The following is a 1,292-nucleotide window of genomic DNA, read 5'->3' as shown; positions in this document are numbered from 1 at the left end:
GTCCCCTTCGCAACGTCATGCAAATGGACCGATTTAAAAACGCTCCACAAGGCAAATCTCCTAACAATGAGCGGAGACGCCCTTGGCAGACTCGTAAAAGATTCACCCCTACAGATTCTCGTGCTGAATGGCAGCGCAGTCATTTCTCAATTCCAGAAGATCTGCGACTCGAACTTTGAGTCAAAGCGCAAGAGCGGATGGCAACTACCTCGACCGAGTGGGACAGGGGTCACAGGATATGCCTACCGAGGAGAAATCAGCGCTCTCGCAGGGGTTCAACTCAATCGAAACATCACCGTACTGGGATTCAACCACAACATCCAAAGCAGCTTCGGAGTAACACGCGACGTAAAGCTCTCCATCCGAAACTGGATATCTAGAAGAGTACAAGAGGTGCTTTCGTGAGTCTCGTCAATCCACAACTCCGCCAAGCAATTCGCGAATGCATGGGCGGTTATCGCTCATCAGTGAGACCGCGTGGCATTCACGCCGACGCCCACTTTGAAACTCTGCTGCATCAACTATTCGACAGTGCTCGCAGCGTCGAATATTTCATCAAACTGCGAGAACGCGACATAAGCGCCAAGCGTAGCGATCCCAATTCAAATGAATTCGATCCAATCAGATCGGCAACAGCGTATCTGCACGCAGGTGATGTGGATGAGGCTGCCTGGCTAATATTCCTCTCGATTCATTTCGGCATCCATCGCCGTACCAGGTGGCAGTTAGTTCGAGAGACATATGGCGCTCTCGGGAGCGGACGCACCTGGGACTGGAAGACCGCCCGCACCAATCCCGAGCAATTACTGCATTGGCTCTCCAAGAACCACAAGAATCTGAGCGGCCAATTTGGCAACCACCGCAAATATGTAAGCCTTAAGCCCAAAGTACGAGGGGGGACAGGCGAGGCCTTCAAAAGCTACTTGCAGTGGATTCAAAAATACTCTTCCCACACTCAGATGCTTGCATCATTCAAGCAACGAGTCGGTGCGGAGCGTGGCGACCTCTTCAATGCGATATACAACGAAATGCGAAAGTCGGTGAGGTCTTTTGGCAGGACTGGCTGTTTTGACTATCTCTGTGCTCTTGGGAAGTTGGACGCATTCCCGGTAGAGCCCAGTTCACCCTACATTCCAGGCTCTACGGGGCCGCGCATTGGCGCAGAACTATTGTTGGCTGGCACCCGGACCAAGAAACTCCGTCCTCAATACCTCGACCAGCAGATGCAGGAGCTTGGGAATAGACTCGCCGACTGTGGAGTCCGTTTTGCGATGCAGGTGCTTGAGGACGCG

General features: G+C 52.6%; 1 protein-coding gene. It reads left to right on the top strand.

Annotated elements, in window-relative coordinates; all coding sequences use genetic code 11:
- Nucleotides 1-401 precede the first annotated feature (401 nt).
- Nucleotides 402-1,292 (top strand): alpha-glutamyl/putrescinyl thymine pyrophosphorylase clade 3 protein (locus G4D87_RS37860; RefSeq protein WP_163787606.1); only part of this gene is annotated, 891 nt, incomplete at its 3' end.

Source organism: Myxococcus vastator (genome assembly GCF_010894475.1).
Lineage (GTDB): Bacteria > Myxococcota > Myxococcia > Myxococcales > Myxococcaceae > Myxococcus > Myxococcus vastator.
This window is presented reverse-complemented; position numbering and strand designations above follow the sequence as displayed.